The 15,573-nt window shown below is 66.7% G+C and carries 10 protein-coding genes; all 10 read right to left on the bottom strand.

The window, feature by feature from the left end; genetic code table 11:
• Window positions 1-51 precede the first annotated feature (51 nt).
• The 10 genes from rpoC to EBI04_RS11675 all read right to left on the bottom strand — a co-directional run bounded on the left by rpoC (window position 52) and on the right by EBI04_RS11675 (window position 15,563).
• Complete coding sequence (gene rpoC, locus EBI04_RS11720) at window positions 52-4,629, bottom strand: DNA-directed RNA polymerase subunit beta' (RefSeq protein WP_135257599.1); 4,578 nt, start codon at window positions 4,627-4,629, stop codon at window positions 52-54.
• 41 nt (window positions 4,630-4,670) lie between these two features.
• Complete coding sequence (gene rpoB / locus EBI04_RS11715) at window positions 4,671-8,030, bottom strand: DNA-directed RNA polymerase subunit beta (protein WP_135257598.1); 3,360 nt, start codon at window positions 8,028-8,030, stop codon at window positions 4,671-4,673.
• A 186-nt stretch (window positions 8,031-8,216) separates the two neighbouring features.
• A complete protein-coding gene (locus EBI04_RS11710; RefSeq protein ID WP_135257597.1) occupies window positions 8,217-8,855 on the bottom strand; it encodes an RNA-binding protein in 639 nt (212 codons plus the stop codon).
• Complete coding sequence (gene fabZ, locus EBI04_RS11705) at window positions 8,856-9,281, bottom strand: 3-hydroxyacyl-ACP dehydratase FabZ (protein ID WP_135257596.1); 426 nt, start codon at window positions 9,279-9,281, stop codon at window positions 8,856-8,858.
• A 3-nt stretch (window positions 9,282-9,284) separates the two neighbouring features.
• Window positions 9,285-10,316, bottom strand: coding sequence for a rod shape-determining protein (locus EBI04_RS11700; protein WP_028494043.1), 1,032 nt, complete (start codon window positions 10,314-10,316; stop codon window positions 9,285-9,287).
• A 16-nt stretch (window positions 10,317-10,332) separates the two neighbouring features.
• Window positions 10,333-12,057: a ribonuclease Y gene (rny, locus tag EBI04_RS11695; RefSeq protein WP_135257955.1), complete on the bottom strand. Its 1,725-nt coding sequence runs from the start codon at window positions 12,055-12,057 to the stop codon at window positions 10,333-10,335.
• A gap of 6 nt (window positions 12,058-12,063) precedes the next feature.
• Window positions 12,064-13,086: a recombinase RecA gene (recA, locus tag EBI04_RS11690; RefSeq protein ID WP_135257595.1), complete on the bottom strand. Its 1,023-nt coding sequence runs from the start codon at window positions 13,084-13,086 to the stop codon at window positions 12,064-12,066.
• A complete protein-coding gene (gene thpR / locus EBI04_RS11685) occupies window positions 13,046-13,630 on the bottom strand; it encodes an RNA 2',3'-cyclic phosphodiesterase (RefSeq protein WP_135257594.1) in 585 nt (194 codons plus the stop codon). Before thpR ends, recA begins: the two co-directional genes overlap by 41 nt.
• Window positions 13,627-14,811 (bottom strand): CinA family nicotinamide mononucleotide deamidase-related protein, encoded by a 1,185-nt coding sequence (locus EBI04_RS11680; RefSeq protein ID WP_135257593.1) that lies wholly within the window; start codon window positions 14,809-14,811, stop codon window positions 13,627-13,629. The genes thpR and EBI04_RS11680 overlap by 4 nt, the downstream gene beginning before the upstream one ends.
• Window positions 14,784-15,563 (bottom strand): YgfZ family protein, encoded by a 780-nt coding sequence (locus EBI04_RS11675; RefSeq protein WP_167481955.1) that lies wholly within the window; start codon window positions 15,561-15,563, stop codon window positions 14,784-14,786. Before EBI04_RS11675 ends, EBI04_RS11680 begins: the two co-directional genes overlap by 28 nt.
• Window positions 15,564-15,573: the final 10 nt, after the last annotated feature.

Raw genomic sequence — 15,573 nt, 5'->3', positions numbered from 1 at the left:
TTGGGGCGGTGCCAGGAACCCCCACCCCGGCATAGCCATGGTGGGGTGGCCTTAGGCCTGCTTCCCAGGCTGCTCGCGGCGGCCAGGGCGGCGGAGAGCGGGCTCCTTCTCCTTGGCCTCCACCGCCTCCTTCCTGGCCTCCTCGATGGCCTTGAGGGTCTTCCGGTCCACCACCTGGGTGAAGCGCACGAAGTCGTTTCCGGTCCCCGCGGGGATCAGGCGGCCCAGGATGACGTTTTCCTTGAGGCCGATGAGCTCGTCCTTCTTCCCGGCGATGGCCGCCTCGGTGAGCACGTGGGTGGTGTTCTGGAAGCTGGCAGCGGAGAGCCAGCTCTTGGTGGAAAGGGCGCTCTTGGTAACCCCCATGAGGAGGGGCTTCCAGGCCACCGGGGTCTTGCCCTCGGCGATGAGCCGCTCGTTCAAGGCCTCCACGTCCCACCGCTCCAGGACCTGGCCCTCCAGCAGGCGGCTATCCCCGGGATCGGTGACCTCCACGTACTTGAGCATCTGCCGCACCACGATCTCGATGTGCTTGTCGTGGAGCTTCACCCCCTGGGCCCGGTAGACCTTCTGGATCTCGTCCACCAGGTAGCGCTCCACTGCCTCAGGACCCTTGGCTTCCAGAAGCTGGTGGGGATCCACGGCCCCGCGGGTCAAAGGCTGGCCCGCCTCCACATAATCCCCATCCTTCACCACCAGGCGGGCATCCTTGGGCAACTTGTACTCCTTGGAGAAGCCCTCGGACTCCACGAAGACGGAGAGCTTCTCCTCGGTTTCCTCGATGCGCACCACCCCGTCGATCTCGGAGATCACCGCCTTGGCCTTGGGGCGCCGGGCCTCAAAGAGCTCAATGACCCGGGGCAGACCCTGGGTGATGTCGGTGCCCACCGCCACGCCGCCCGTGTGGAAGGTGCGCATGGTGAGCTGGGTGCCGGGCTCGCCGATGGACTCCGCCGCCACCACCCCCACCGCTTCCCCGATGGACACGGGCCTGGCCATGGAGAGGTCGTAGCCGTAGCACTTCTGGCACACCCCGTAGCGGGTCTGGCAGGTGAGGGGGCTCCGCACGGGCACCTCCCGGATCTCCCCGGCCTCCGCCGCCTTGATGAGGAGCCCCACGTCCTCGAGGGTCAGGTAGCGCCCTTCCTCCAGGCGCTGGCCCAGCACCTCCACCTCCCGGGCCAGAACGCGGCCGTAGAGGCCGGACTCGATGTCCGAGCGCTTCCTGAGGCGCAAGGAGCGGGTCACCTCGTCGGGCTGGAAGAGGGGGACGGAGATGAAGTTGGTGGTGCCGCAGTCCGCCTCCCGCACCACGATCTCGTGGGCCACGTCCACCAGCTTCCTGGTGAGGTAGCCGGAGTCCGCGGTGCGGAGGGCGGTGTCCGCCCCACCCTTCCGGGCCCCGTGGCTGGAGATGAAGTACTCCAGCACGGTGAGGCCTTCCCGGAAGGAGGAGCGCACCGGCACCTCGAAGGTCTCCCCCGAGGGCTTTTGCATGAGGCCCCGCATGCCGCAAAGCTGGCGGATCTGCTGGGGGTTACCCCGGGCCCCGGACTGGGCCATCACGTAGAGGGGGTTGAAGGGGTAGTTCTCCTCAAAGTTCTTGAAGACGGCCTGGGTGACCTTCTCCGTGGTTTCGGTCCAGAGCTGGATCACCTGGTCGTAGCGCTCCCGGTCGGTGAGGAAGCCCATCTCGTAGGCCTGCTCGATCTGCCTAAGCTTCTTGTCGGCTTCCTCCAGGTACTTCTGCTTCTCAGGGGGGATGACGGCATCGTCGATGCCGATGGTGATCCCGCTGGTGGTGGACAGGGTGAAGCCGTAGTACTTGAGGGCGTCCAGAAGCCTTGCGGTCTTCTCAATCCCCAGGCGCAGGAAGGACTGGTAGACCAGGTCCTTGAGGGAGTTCTTCTCCTGGGGCACGTCCATCTGGAGAAGCTCCTGGGCTACCCGCTCATCCCCCACCGCCTCACCCACGATGCGGGCGAAGAGGACTCGGCCCGGGCTGGTTTCCAGGCGCTTGCCCAGGTAGCGCACCGTCACCACGTCCTGCAGGTCCAGTAGGCCATGGGCCACCGCCAGAAGGGCCTCATCGGGGCTGGCGAAGACGAACTTCAACCGGCCCACGCTGGTTTCCTTGCCCGCCACCCGGATGGGGGCGTTCAAGGCCACCTCGCCCCGGTCGTGGGCGGCTAGGGCCTCCTCTGGCGTGGCGAACTCCCTGCCTGCGCCCTTCTTCTCCCGGCGCACCTGGGTGATGTAGTAAAGCCCCAGGATGATGTCCCGGCTGGGCTTGGCCAAAGGCTCCCCGGAGGCCGGGGAGAGGAGGTTGTGGGCGGAGAGCATCTGGACGCGGGCCTCCGCCTGGGCGAAGGAGGAAAGGGGCACGTGCACCGCCATCTGGTCTCCGTCGAAGTCGGCGTTGAAGGCCTCGCACACCAGGGGGTGGAGCTGGATGGACTGGCCTTCCACCAAAACCGGCTGGAAGGCCTGGATGCCCAGGCGGTGGAGGGTGGGGGCGCGGTTCAGGAGGACCACCTTGCCGTGGATGACCTCCTCCAGGGCATCCCACACCTCGTCCTTGATGTCCCGCTGGCGCTCCAGCATGCGCCGGGCGGCCTTCACGTTGGGGGCAATGCCCTTTTCCTCCATCTTCTTAAGGAGGAAGGGCTTGAAGAGCTCCAGGGCCATGCGCTTGGGCAGGCCGCACTGGTGGAGCTTGAGCTGGGGCCCCACCACGATCACGCTCCGCCCCGAGTAGTCCACCCGCTTGCCCAAGAGGTTCTGGCGGAAGCGGCCCTGCTTGCCGGAGAGGATGTCGGTGAGGCTCCTGAGAGGTCTTTCGGAGCCCGGGTTGGTGACGGGGGAGCCGCGGCGGCCGTTGTCGATGACCGCATCCACCGCCTCCTGGAGCATGCGCTTCTCGTTGCGGATGATGATCTCCGGAGCCCCCTGGGCCAGGAGCTTCTTCAAGCGGTTGTTGCGGTTGATGAGGCGGCGGTAGAGGTCGTTGAGGTCGCTGGTGGCGAAGCGGCCCCCGTCCACCTGGACCATGGGGCGGAGGTCGGGGGGCAGCACGGGTACCGCCTCGAGGATCATCCACTCCGGGCGGTTGCCAGAGTCCAGGAAGGCCCGCACCACCTCGAGGCGCTTCCTTGCCTTGGCCCGCCGGGCCCGGGAGGGATGCCGCATCTCCTCCAGAAGCTCGGCCTCCAACTTCTCCAGGTCCAGCTCCTTCAAGAGGGCCTGGATGGCCTCGGCCCCCATGCGGGCGTCGATATCGTAGGATTCCACCACCCGCACCACGTTCCGGACCAGGTCCACCTCCACCCGGCCGTAGATCTCGCTCTTGACCTTGCCCCCATCCGCCAGCACGTCCCCAGGGGCCACCCGGTCCCCGGTGGTGACCTCCACGTCCTCCTCAAAGGGGTAGAGGCGGGCTTTCATCACCACGATGCTGGCGGGCTCGTGCAGGTGGACGATGCCCTCGGCCTCGGCGATCACCTCCTCCTCGGGGTCGATGGCCGCCACCACCTTCTCCCCCGCCCGGACGTGGGCTCCTTCCGGCACCACCACGTTCATGTGGGGGGCCACCCCGTAGTCCTTGGGCTCCGTCCACTCCAGGAAGAAGGTGAGGTAGACGGTATCCCCTTCCTCCTCCGCCTCCACCTCCTTGGCGGCCATGTGCCGGGGCATGCGCAGAAGGCCCCGGCCCTCGGCCAAGGGCTGGCCCTTTTCCACCACCTCCCCCTGGACCACCAGGGGGGTAAGGCCCACGGGCAGGAAGTAGCGGGCCACGGCCTCGTCGTCCTTGAGGAGGGTGAGGAGGTGGCCCTCCTCGAGCTCCTTGAGCTCCACCACCCCCTCCTCCTCCGCCCGGAAGAGGTAGGGCTCAGGAAGTTCCGCCAAGACCTCACCTGGCCTGTAGGCCTCCCGTTCCACCCAGGCGGAGAGGGGAAGGCGAAGGCCCGCCCGCTCCCTGCGCAGGTAGTCGATCCGCACCCGCCGGGGGAAACGGTAGAGGGCCACCCCGTCCATGCGGCTTGTCACCCCGGGGGCCAGCTCCTGCCCCTTCACCACCTCCTCCCCGTCCTTGACCAGGGCGTCCACCCCGGCAGGCAGGGGGTAGGTTTCCTGCTTGCCGTAGCGGAGCTCCCGGTACTCCTCGTCGGTGAGGAGCTGGCGCTTCTGCACGGGTACCCCATCCAGCACCGCCCCCTTGGGGTCCAGGACGATGTACTTGCTGAAGTAGAGAACCTGTTCCAGCTCGGTGGCGGAGAGGTCCAGGAGGGTGCCGATCTTGGAGGGCACATCCTTCACGAACCAGATGTGGGCCGCCGGGGTGGCCAGCTCGATGTGCCCCATGCGGTAGCGGCGCACGATGCTCTTGGTGACCTCCACCCCGCAGCGCTCGCACACCTTGCCCTCAAAGCGCTGCCGCTTGTACTTGCCGCAGGCGCACTCGTAGTCCTTGGTGGGGCCAAAGATGCGCTCGTCGAAAAGCCCATCCCGCTCGGGCTTCAGGGTGCGGTAGTTGATGGTTTCGGGCTTCTCCACCTCCCCGTAGCTCCAGGAGCGGATCTTTTCCGGAGAGGCCAGGGCGATGCGAACCTTGCGAACTTCCTTTTTCATTCCTCCTCCACTTAAGAGCAATCCCGTTTCCGCGGTGCGGCTTACCGCTTGGAGGCCAGGCCCTCAAAGATGTCCACGGGGTTGTCCCGCTCGTCCAAGGTCTGCACGTCCAGGGCCAGGGCCTGAAGCTCCTTTACCAAGACCCGGAAGGACTCGGGCACGCTGGGCTCGGGGACGTCCTCCCCCTTGATGATGGCCTCGTAGGCGGCGTTGCGGCCCTCGATGTCGTCGGACTTCAAGGTGAGCATTTCCTGCAGGGTGTGGGCGGCCCCGTAGGCCTCGAGGGCCCACACCTCCATCTCCCCGAAGCGCTGCCCGCCGAACTGGGCCTTTCCGCCCAAAGGCTGCTGGGTGATGAGGGAGTAGGGGCCGGTGGAGCGGGCGTGCATCTTGTCCTCCACCATGTGGTAGAGCTTCATGATGAACATCTGCCCCACCACGATGGGGCCCTCGATGGGCTCGCCGGAGCGGCCGTCGTAGAGAACCACCTTGCCCTGGAGGAAGAGCTCCTTAAGCTGCTCCTCCGGGCTCTTGCCGGGGCTCACCAGGCCCAGCTTCTCCGCCCGGGCCAGAACCTCCAGTTCCCGCTTGTCCACCCCGAAGCCCTCCTCCTTGCGCCGGCCGAAGTAGAGGTCGAAGGCCTCGGCCAAAAGGGCCTTGATCTCGGGCTCCCGCGCCCCGTCGAAGACCGGGGAAATGTAGCGCTGGCCCAGGAAGAACCCTACCAGGCCCAGATGGGTTTCCAGGATCTGGCCCAGGTTCATGCGGCTAGGAACGCCCAAGGGGTTCAGGAGGATGTCCACCGGGGTGCCATCGGGCAGGTGGGGCATGTCCTCCACGGGAAGGATCTTGGCCACCACCCCCTTGTTCCCGTGGCGGTTGGCCAGCTTGTCCCCCACCTGGAGCTTGCGCTTTTGCGCCACGTAAACCCGCACCACCTCCCGCACCCCGGGCTTGAGCTCCACCCCGGGGTCCCCACGGCGCAGGCGCAGGGTACCCACCACGATGCCCCCCTCGCCCGGGGGCACCCGGAGGGAGGTGTCCTTCACATCCCGGGCCTTATCCCCGAAGATGGAGCGCAGAAGCCTTTCCTCAGGGGAAGGCTCCTGCTCCCCCTTGAAGCTGGTGCGGCCCACCAGGATATCGCCGGGCTTCACCTCGGCCCCGATCCTCACCACCCCCTCCTCGTCCAGATCCCGCAGGGCCGCCTCGGAGAGGTGGGGGATGTCCCGGGTGATGCGCTCTGGGCCCAGCTTGGTGTCCCGGGCCTCGATCTCGTAGCGCTCGATGTGGATGGAGGTGTAGAAGTCCCGCTTTAAAAGCTCCTCGCTGATGACGATGGCGTCCTCAAAGTTGTACCCGTCAAAGGGCATGATGGCCACCAGGACGTTCTGCCCCAGGGCCAGGAAGCCCCCCTCGGAGGCGGGGCCATCCGCCAGAAGGTCCCCCTTCTTCACCTTTTGGCCCACCACCACCCGGGGCCTCTGGTCCAAGGCGGTGCCCTGGTTGGAGCGCACATAGCGGCGCAGGGTGTGCTCCACCAGGCGGCCATCCGCGTAGCGCACGGCGATGCGGCGGCCGTCCACCGCCACCACCTCCCCGTCCTCCTCCGCGTAGACCGCGGCCAGGGAGTCCCGCACCACCCTTTCTTCCAGGCCGGTCATCACCACCGGGGCCTGGGCCCGGATGAGGGGCACCGCCTGGGTCTGCATGTTGGAACCCATGAGGGCCCGGTTGGCGTCGTCGTGCTCCAGGAAGGGGATGAGGTTGGTGTTCACGGAAAAGACCTGTTTGGGAGAAACGTCCATGAACTCCACCTCCTCCGGGCCCACGATCACCGGCTCTCCCCGGCGCCTTGCCACCACCCGGTCGGTGGCGATGCGGTTCCCCTCGAGGGGAGTGTTGGCCTGGGCGATGGTGTACCGGTCCTCCTCGGTGGCGGTCATGTAGGCCACCTCGTCGGTGACCACCCCGCTCCTCACCCGGCGGTAGGGGGTGCGGATGAAGCCCAGCCCGTCCACCCGGGCGTAGGCGGCCAAGGAGGTGATGAGGCCGATGTTGGCGCCTTCCGGGGTTTCCACCGGGCAGATGCGGCCGTAGTGGGTGCGGTGCACGTCGCGCACGTCAAACCCCGCCCGCTCCCGGGTGAGGCCCCCAGGGCCCAGGGCGGAGATGCGGCGCTTGTGACGCAGGGAGGAGAGGGGGTTGGTCTCGTCCTTGAACTGGGAGAGCTGGCTACGGCTGAAGAACTCCCGGATGGCCGCCTCGAGGGGTCGGTTGTTCACCAGCTTGGCCGGGGTCAGGGTATCCGCAGAGCCCATCACCATCCTCTCCCGTACCCCCCGGGCCAAGCGGCTTAAGCCCACCCGGAACTGGTCGGCCATGAGCTCCCCCACGGTGCGGATGCGGCGGTTGCCCAGGTGGTCGATGTCGTCCACCTCGTGCCCAGGAACCCCAGCCGTGAGGGCAAAGAGGTAGCGCAGGGTGGGCAGGAAGATCTCGTCCTTGAACTCCCCGTCCTCAAAACGCACCAGGGTGCGCCCGGAAAGACGCACGCCCAGCTTTTCCTCCGCCTTGTACTGCCCCGCCTCCCCCAGGTCGTACCGCCTTGGGTCGGCCAAAAGGCCAAAGAGGTAGGCCAGGGCCTTGTCCTTCTTGGGGGGATCGCCGGGACGGAGCAGAGTGAAGAGGCGCACCAGGGCCTCCTCCGGGCGCATGGCCAGCACCGCCTCGTCCAGAAGGCCCCCCACGAGCGCCCCGTAGGCCCCAAGCTCCCGGTTCAGGGTCTCGGCGTCGTAGCCCAGGACCCTGAGGAGGAGGATGAGGGGGAACTTGCGCTTGTTGACCTTCATGGAGACGGTGCCGTTTTGCTCCACCTCCAGGTCAATCCAGGGTCCCCGTTTGGGCAAGGGGATGATGCTGGCCACAAACCGCCCGGGGCGGGCGGGGTCGGGGGTGAAGTAGACCCCCGGGGAGCGGTGGATCTGGGAAACGATCACCCGGTCGGCCCCATTGATGATGAAGGAGCCGTCCTCGGTCATGAGGGGGATGTGGCCCAGGAAGACCTCGTCCTCCTTGATGAGGCCCGTGTCCTTGTGGATGAGCTGGAGGCGGGCATAGAGGGGAGCCTGGTAGGTCAGATCCTTCTCCCGGCACTCGTCCTGGGAAAAGGGGGGCTCCCCGATGCGGTACTCCAGGAAGTCCAGGACCATACCGCCCTTGCCCTTGTCCCCCTCCTCCACGGGGAAAGTCTCCTTGAAGGCCGCCTGAATGCCCACGTCCTCCCGCTTATCCGGGGGGACATCGGCCTGAAGGGCCCTCTTGTAGGATTCCACCTGGATTTCTGTCAGGGGGGGAAGGGGTATAACCTCTCGGATGCGACCGAACCGCTTGATCTCCATGCGTCACCTCAAGGATGGGAAAGCGGGCCGCCCGAGGTAAGCTAACAGGGTTCTTCCGCGGGACCTCGCGCCCCGCGGCGGCTGGCTCTTACCGTGCTCCCTTGGCCCGACCAAAGAGCACAAACCTTAGCTTATAGGGCAATCCCTTAAGCCGTCAAGCCTACCCCGACCCTTCTCCTTTTGCTCCTACCGTTCCACCTCCACCTTGATTTTATAGTTTCCCCGCCTGGTTTCGCCAAGTACTTCCACAAGCCTCAGGCTTCCCAAGCCTTCCGCCAAAAGGGTGTCCCCGGGGGCCATCTCCTCCTTGGGGGAGGCGAGCCGGCCTTTGAGACGCACCTTCCCCGCCTTCACCCCCTGGACGAAGTAGCTGCGGGAAACCCCGAAGCCCTTAGCCCCCACGGCATCCACCCGCAAGGAGGGCACCACCAGGGTGCGCACCCGCTCGCTCTTGGCCTTCAAAGCCCCTTCCGGCGGGGGGAGGAGGGTAAAGCCGGCTTCTTGGAGCGCCTTCTTGCCCTGGGGGATGAGGGCCACCAGAAACCCCCCCTCCCACGGCTCCAGGTCCCCCATGGCCTCCCCCAGGTCCGGGGGCTCCCGCTCCAGGAAGACCACCTCCACCGGGTCGTAGACGGAGGGGACCTCCGCCGGGTAGAGCACGGCCACCTTCCGCTCCGCCAAAGGGAAGCCCCCGAAGAAGGCCACCCTAAACCCCTCGGCGCGGGCCGCCTCCTCCAGAAGGGCTTGGGCCTCGAGGTCCAGGAAGCCGGTCTGCACCACCCGCCCGCCCCGGGCCCGCTTGAGGTAGGAGGAGAGGTCCGCCACCTATCCCTCCCGGACCACGAAGCTTAGCCGGGCGCTGGCCCTTTCCTCTCCCTCCACCAAGGCCCTGACCGCCACCTTGCCCAGGCCCCGGCGGAAGAGGAGAAGCTCCCCCTCCAAAATCAGGGTGTCCCCCGGCACCACGGGCTTTTTGAAGCGGGCTTCCTCCACCCCCACCAGGAAGACCAGCCCCCCCGGCTGGAAGCCCGGCTGCCGGGCGATGGTGCCCACCGCCGCCTGGGCCATGGCCTCGAGGATCAACACCCCCGGCATGATGGGGTAACCGGGAAAATGCCCCTGGAAGTGGGGTTCGTTAAAGGTGACGTTCTTCAGGGCCCGGAAGGTTTTCTCGTCGGCGTGAAGGACCCGGTCGATGAGCAAAAAGGGATAGCGATGGGGCAGGAGGGCAAGGATCTCCCCGATCTCCACGGCTCACCTCTTCAGGACGTCGTCCGAAGACAGGATGGTGTCCTCCAGCACGTGGAGCATCTCCAAGGCCTTACCCGTGCCCAGGGCCACCGCCTCTATGGGGTTTTCCGCCACCACCACGGGCACCCCCGTGGCCTCCTGCAGGGCCACGTCCAGGTTCTTTAGAAGGGCACCGCCGCCGGTTAGAAGAATGCCCCTCTCGTAAATGTCCGAGGCCAGCTCAGGCGGCGTGGTTTCCAAAACCGCCTTCACCCCCTGGAAGATCTTATCCAAAGGCTCCTTCAAGGCCTCGGCCACGTCCTCGGCGGGGATCTCCGCCGTGCGGGGAAGGCCGGTGATGAGGTCCCGGCCCCGCACCTCGGCCACCTCCTTCTCCTCCCCGGGAAGGATTTTGGCCCGGCCCAGCTGGATCTTGAGCTCCTCCGCGGTGCGCTCCCCGATGAGGAGGTTGTACTTTTGCCGCACGTAGCGGATGATGGCCTGGTCCATCTCGTTGCCGGCGATGCGCAGGCTCTCCGAGCGCACGATCCCCCCCAGGGAGATCACGGCGATGTCCGTGGAGCCACCCCCGATGTCCACCACCATGCTCCCTGTGGGCTCGGCCACGTTGATCCCCGCCCCGATGGCCGCCGCCAGGGGCTCCTCGATGAGGTAGACCTTGTGGGCCATGGCGGAAACCGCCTGCACCACCGCCCGCCGTTCCACGTCCGTGACCCCGGAGGGGACCCCCACCATGACCCGCGGCCGGAAGAAGCGGCTCATGGGGGAAAGCACCTTCTGCAGGAAGAGGAGGAGCATGCGCTCCGTGAGGGCGTAGTCGGCGATAACCCCGTCCTTTAAGGGTCTCACCGCCACGATGTTTCCCGGGGTGCGCCCCAGCATGCGGTAGGCCTCGGCCCCCACCGCCTTGACCTCCCGCTTCCCCTGCACCACCGCGATCACGGAGGGCTCCCGCAGGACGATGCCCTTCCCCCGCACGTAAATGAGAACGCTCGCCGTTCCCAGATCGATCCCGATGTCCTCGCCCCTCAGCATATCGCCCCATTCTAGCCTACCGGGCGTACTCCACCGCCCGGGTCTCCCGCACCACGGTCACCTGCACCTGGCCGGGGTAGTTCATCTCCCGCTCGATGCGGTTAGCGATTTCCCGGGCCAAGAGGGTGGCCTTGGCGTCGGTGATCTTGTCCGGCTTGACGATGACCCGAACCTCCCGCCCCGCCTGCACCGCGAAGGCCGTCTCCACCCCGGGGAAGGAAAGGGCGATGCGCTCCAGGGCCTCCAGGCGCTGCAGGTACTCCTCCAGGCTCTCCCGCCTGGCCCCGGGCCTCGCGGCGGAAAGGGCGTCAGCGGCCGCCACCAAAACCGCATACACGGTCTCGGCGTTCTCCGGGTCGTGGTGGTGGGCGATGCCGTCTATAACCTCTGCGGGCTCCCCGAAGCGGCGGGCCAGGGCGATACCGATCTCCACGTGGCTTCCCTCCACCTCCCGGTCCACGCTCTTGCCGATGTCGTGGAGGAGCCCGGCGCGCCGGGCCAAGGCGACATCCAGGCCCAGCTCCGCAGCCATGATCCCCGTGAGGTGGGCCACCTGGATGGAGTGCTTGAGCACGTTCTGGCCATAGCTGGAGCGGAAGTGGAGCCGCCCCAAAAGCTGGATGAGGCCAGGCTTCAGGCCGACCACCCCGGCTTCCAGGGCCGCCTCCTCCCCCCTTTCGTAGATGAAGGTCTTCATCTCCTGCTTGGCCTTCTCCACCACCTCCTCGATGCGGCTTGGGTGGATGCGCCCGTCCTTCAAGAGCTCCTCCAGGGCCATGCGGGCGATCTCCCGGCGGATGGGGTTGAAGGAGGAGAGGAGAACCGCCTCCGGGGTGTCGTCGATGATGAGGTCCACGCCCGTCAAGGCCTCAAAGGTGCGGATGTTCCGCCCCTCCCGCCCGATGATGCGCCCCTTCATGGCATCCGAGGGGATGGGCACCACGGAGACCGCCAGCTGGGCCGCGGTCTCCGAGGCCTGGCGTTGCATGGCCTGGGCCAGGATCTTCTGGGCCTCCTTGCGGGCCTCGAGGCGCGCCCTTTCCAAGGCCGCCCGCACCCTCTGGGCCTTCTCCTCCTCCAGCTCCCGGTCCAGCTTCTCCAGGATGAGGCGCCTCGCCTCTTCCGGGGAGAGGCCTGCCACCTCGTGAAGCCTCCTTTCCACCTCGCGTTCCTTCTCCTGCAGAAGGGTTTCCTGGGCCTTAAGGGCCTCCTCCCGCTTGGCAAGGGCCTCCTCTAGGGCGTCCAGCTTGAGGGCCCGGGCGTCCAAGGCCTCGCCCCTCTTGGATAGCCTCTCGGCCTCCCGCCGGAGCTCCTCCCGCTCCCCCTTGAGGCGCTCCCTCTCCGCCTTCAGCTCCTCCTGCAAGGCCCTAAGCCTCTCCCGCTCGGCCTTAAGCTCCTCCCGCTCGCTCTTAAGGCGCTCCTCCGCCCCCTGCAAGCGCTTTTTGGCCTCAGCCTCCAGGGCCTCCGAGCGATGCTTAAGCTCCGCCTCCAGCTCCTGGCGCAAGGCTTTGACCCGCTCCTCGGCCTCCTGGCGCAGGGCCCGAGCCTCGGCCCGGGCGGCCTCCAGGATCTCCCGGGCCTCCTTGCGGGCCGCCTCGAGGGCCTCCCTGGCCTCCCCCCGGGCGGCCTCCAGGAGCCTCTTGGCCTCCTCCCCCGTGCGGTCCTCCCCCTTGCGCCGAAGGAACAGGGCCCCCAAGAGGACCAAGACCAGGAGGAGAAGCCCCAGGTCCAAAAGGGTCAGGGTCATCTACTCCTCCCCTTCCTCGCTTCCCGCGAGCACCACCTCGTGGGCCCTCTCCAGGACCTTGGCCCGAATCTCCTCCAAAAGCTCGGGGCGCTCCCTGAGGTAGTCCGCCGCTTTCTCCTTGCCCTGGCCCAGGCGGGTTTCCCCATAGGAGAACCAGCTTCCCGCCTTCTCGATCACGTTGGCCGCCACGGCCACGTTCACCAGGTCCATCACCGGGTCCAGGCCCTTGCCGAAATAGATCTCCAACTCCGCCTCGCGGAAGGGCGGGGCCAGTTTGTTCTTCACCACCTTCACCTTGACCTTGATCCCCACCGCCTCGTTCCCCACCTTGATGGGCTGACCGCTTTTGCGCACATCCAGGCGCACGCTGGCGTAGAACTTGAGGGCCCGGCCGCCGGGGGTAGTCTCGGGGTTGCCGTACATCACCCCCACCTTCTCCCGCACCTGGTTGATGAAGATGGCGGCGGTGTTGCTCTTGGAAAGGACTGCGGTGAGCTTGCGCAGGGCCTGGCTCATAAGCCTGGCCTGCAAGCCCACGTGCTGGTCCCCCATCTCCCCTTCGATCTCCGCCTTGGGCACCAAAGCGGCCACGGAGTCCACCACGATGACATCCACCGCTCCCGAGCGGGCCAAAAGCTCCACGATCTCCAGGGCCTGCTCCCCGGTGTCCGGCTGGGAGACCAGAAGGTCCTCCACCCTCACCCCGAGCTTTTGGGCGTAGAGGGGGTCCAGGGCGTGCTCCGCATCCACGAAGGCCGCCACACCCCCCTGCTTCTGGGCCTGGGCGATGATGGTGAGGGCCAAAGTGGTTTTCCCTCCGGACTCGGGGCCGTAGATCTCGATCACCCTTCCCCGGGGAATACCCCCGATGCCCAGGGCCAGGTCCAGGCCCAAGGAGCCCGTGGGGATCACATCCACCTGGAGCTTGGGCATCTCCCCTAGGCGCATGACCGCGCCCTTACCGAACTCCTTCTCAATGGTTTTAAGAGCGTTTTCCAGCGCTTTCCTCTTGTTCTCGTCCATGGTCACCTCGCAAAGGGAACTTTTCCAAAATGGTATAGACGGGCCCCTTGGGCTTAAGCTCCGAGCGCACCAGGGCGAACTCCGCCACCGGCCACTCCACGCCGAAGACCACCGGGGGCACCCGTGGGGCCGGGGCCTTGCGCCGGGCCAGGGTGATGTGGGGTTTGAAGGGCTTATCCCCCCCTGCCAGAAGCGCCTCCTCCCCCAGGAGTTCCCGTACCCCTTCCCGAAGCCCTTCCGCCAAGGGGGCAAATCCCTCCCCTTCCGCCTTGGCGAACCAGACCCTCGGGGTGCCCTCGTTGGGGAAGTAACCCGTGCCCCGGATGCGGGCGGTGAAGGGGGAAAAAAGCCGACCAAGGCGGTGCCCCAGGGCCAAAAGGTCCTCCAGGTCCTCCTCTGGCCTTTCCCCCAGGAAAAGCAGGGTGAGGTGGAGCTGGTGGGGGGCCACCTCCTTCCACCCCTTGTAGCGGGCCACCCGCTCCTGAGCCTCCACCAAGGCCCGCTTCACCTCTTCAGGAAGGAAGATCGCGTAGAAGAGCCTCATGTTAGGAGTAAAGCCAAGGCGGCATAAACGCTTCGGAGCCGCACCACCTCTCGGTCCCCGGGGAAGCGGTAGCGGCGCACCTCCGTCCCCTTAGGCCCCGCCAGGGCCACGTAGACCGTGCCCACAGGTTCGCCTTCCAAGGGGTCCGGCCCCGCCACCCCGGTGGTGGAAAGGGCATAGGTGGACCCGAAAAGCCCCCGGGCGGCCTCCGCCATGGCCTTGGCCGTTTCGGCGGAAACCGTCTTGGCGAGGAGTTCCTCCGGCACACCGAAGCGGGCCTTGGCCCCTACGGAATAGGATACCACGCCCCCCAAATAGAAGCGGCTCGCCCCCGGCACCCGGGTGATCTCCGCCCCCAGAAGCCCCCCGGTGAGGCTTTCCATGGTGGCAAGGGTGGCCCCTTCCAGCTCCAAACGGCGCTTGGCCGCTTCCGCCAGGGTGAGCTCCCCTTCGCCCCAGACTTCCTTCAAAAGGCGCTTCCTGATCTTCTCCGAAAGATCCGCCACCAGATCCTCCCGGCCCCGGATCACCACCTCCACCCCCTGGAGCTTGGGGTAGGTGCCCACCTCCACCTCTGCCTCCCGCTGGAAGAGCTCCCCGAGCCTTTCCACGATCTCGGACTCCCCGATGCCCCAGGTCTTCAGGACCCGCTTGGCGTAGGGGCGGCGGGGGAGGTTCAGCCTGGGCAGGACCTCCTGCCACATAGGCCGCCACTCAGGGGGAGGCCCAGGCAGGAGAATTAGGTCTTTCCCTTCCTTCCGCACCCACCAGCCGGGAGCGGTGCCCCTGGGGTTTTTAAGCCAGGTGGCCGAGGGGATCCTCAAGGCTTGCTTGCGGTTGGCCTCGGGCATGCTCCGCCCCCGGGCCCGGAAGATGGCCTCAATCTCCGAAAGCATCTCCTCGTCCAACACCAAGGGCTCCCCTAAGGCCTCGGCCACCGCCTCCCGGGTCACGTCGTCAGGGGTGGGGCCCAGGCCCCCGGAAAGCACCAAAAGCCTCGCCCGTTCCCAAGCCTGGCCCACCTCCCGGGCCAAGGGAAGGGGCTCGTCCACCACCCTAAGAGTCCTTTCCACCTTGAGGGCGTAGGCCTCGAGGCTCCTGGCGATCTCCGCCGTGTTGGTGTCCAGGGTTTCCCCGTAGATGAGCTCCGTGCCTACCCCGATGATCTCCGCCCGCTCCATGTGGCCTCCTTGAAGGGCAGGGGCTCCAGGAGAAAGCGTCCCCCACCTCCTTCCACCACCGCCCCTAGGGGCACCTCCTTGCGCATCACGGCAAGGCCCAAAACCCCGAAGGGGGTTTCCATCACCCGCTTGGCCTCCCCCACCGTGCGCCCCTCCAGCAGGAGGTCAAAGGGGGCTTCTTGGGCAGGGGAAAGCCCCCTTAGGCCCACAAGGCAATGGTGCACCTCCTTCCCCTCGAGGCGGGCCATGATCTCCTGGCCCACGTAGCACCCCTTGCCGTAGTCCACCAGGTGGAGAAGCCCCACGCTCTGGGGCAGCTCCCCGCGGATGTCGGAGAGGAGGGGAAGGCCCTTTAGGAGGGTGTAGAGGGGGTAAAGCTCCAGGGGGTAGGCCCCTTCCCCGCCCTCCGTCACCTCCTCCCGCCCATCGGCATGGAGGCGCCGGTAAAGGGGGAGTTCCAGAAGCTCCACCTGGTCAAAGACGATGTAACGCTTCAGCCGGGCCTTTAAGCCCTCCAAGGTACCCCAGGGAGCCAGAAGAAAGCCTTCCGGGTGCGAAAACACCGTGGCCGCCTCCTCTATCTGCCCCCGGTGGTTGAGGAACAAAGCCCCCATGGGTCCAGAAAGCCTTCTGAGATCCCGGGTAACCTGGCCTTGAAGGAAGGAAAGAGCGTCGGGCCCCCGCACCAGCAGAAGGCCAGGAAAGGCAAAGTACCCCTCGCCCGCCAAAGCCTTTTCCAGGGCCTCCTCCATCCTCTCCATT

Origin of the sequence: Thermus caldilimi, assembly GCF_004684245.1 — a bacterium.
Classification (GTDB): domain Bacteria; phylum Deinococcota; class Deinococci; order Deinococcales; family Thermaceae; genus Thermus; species Thermus caldilimi.
This window is presented reverse-complemented; position numbering and strand designations above follow the sequence as displayed.

Excerpts from the sequence above, each read along its gene's own strand:
- rpoB (WP_135257598.1), bottom strand. The coding sequence starts at position 8,030 with ATGGAGATCAAGCGGTTCGGTCGCATCCGAGAGGTTATACCCCTTCCC.
- recA (WP_135257595.1), bottom strand. The coding sequence starts at position 13,086 with ATGGACGAGAACAAGAGGAAAGCGCTGGAAAACGCTCTTAAAACCATT.
- EBI04_RS11680 (WP_135257593.1), bottom strand. The coding sequence starts at position 14,811 with ATGGAGCGGGCGGAGATCATCGGGGTAGGCACGGAGCTCATCTACGGG.
- EBI04_RS11700 (WP_028494043.1), bottom strand. The coding sequence starts at position 10,316 with ATGCTGAGGGGCGAGGACATCGGGATCGATCTGGGAACGGCGAGCGTT.
- EBI04_RS11675 (WP_167481955.1), bottom strand. The coding sequence starts at position 15,563 with ATGGAGGAGGCCCTGGAAAAGGCTTTGGCGGGCGAGGGGTACTTTGCC.
- thpR (WP_135257594.1), bottom strand. The coding sequence starts at position 13,630 with ATGAGGCTCTTCTACGCGATCTTCCTTCCTGAAGAGGTGAAGCGGGCC.
- rpoC (WP_135257599.1), bottom strand. The coding sequence starts at position 4,629 with ATGAAAAAGGAAGTTCGCAAGGTTCGCATCGCCCTGGCCTCTCCGGAA.